1 protein-coding gene is annotated in these 863 nt (G+C 66.9%); it reads left to right on the plus strand.

What is annotated here, in order from left to right; genetic code table 11:
• Positions 1 to 129: 129 nt before the first annotated feature.
• Positions 130 to 863: TonB-dependent receptor plug domain-containing protein (locus G7A99_RS21870; RefSeq protein ID WP_163144056.1), on the plus strand; the 734-nt coding region annotated here is incomplete at its 3' end.

Here is an 863-nt window from a genome sequence, read left to right on the forward strand (position 1 = left end):
CATCGAAAGGCATCCACGCAGGCATCCGGCAACGTCCCGGATACGCCGGGCCGGTTGCGTACAAACGGATGAAAATCATTATTGTTATTGCTAGTCTCCGCCTTCCAACACCTGCCCAGGGAGACCGCAATGACGACCAACACCCATGGCCCCCCGCTCGCAAGCGCCGGACGGCTCATCGGTACCAGTGCGCTGGCCTGCCTGGCCGTCGCCGCCCATGCCGAGGAAGAGCAGGCCATTACGCTGGACGAGACCGTGGTGGTCGGCAGCCGCGCCCCGGCGAAGATCAGCGACCTGCCCGGCACGGTCTGGGTGGTGGAACCCGAACAGTTCATGGAGCAGGTACGCGGCGGGGCCTCCCTGAAGGAGGCGCTGGGCAAGCTCATCCCCAGCCTCGACGTCGCGCCCCAGGGCCGCACCAACTACGGTCAGAACATGCGCGGCCGCTCGGTGCTGGTGATGATCGACGGCGTCTCGCTGAATTCCTCGCGGGGCATCAGCCGCCAGTTCGACAGCATCGACCCGTTCAACATCGCCCGGGTGGAGGTCCTGTCCGGCGCCACGGCACTGTACGGCGGTGGTGCCACCGGCGGGATCATCAACATCATCACCAGGCGCGGTGACAGTGGCGGCCCCGACTTCGCCACCCAGACCGGCGCGACCAGCGGCTTCAATGACGGCGACGACTACCAGGCACGGGGCGCACAGTCCGTGAGCGGCGGCAGCGAGCGGGTACGCGGCCGGCTCGGCCTCGCCTACCAGCGCAACGGCGGCTTCTATGACGGTAGCGGCGAGCAGATCATTCCGGACATCTCGCAGACGGACCTCCAGTACAACCGCAGCATCGACCTGACCGGCTCGCT

It is taken from the genome of Arhodomonas sp. KWT, from assembly GCF_010993615.1.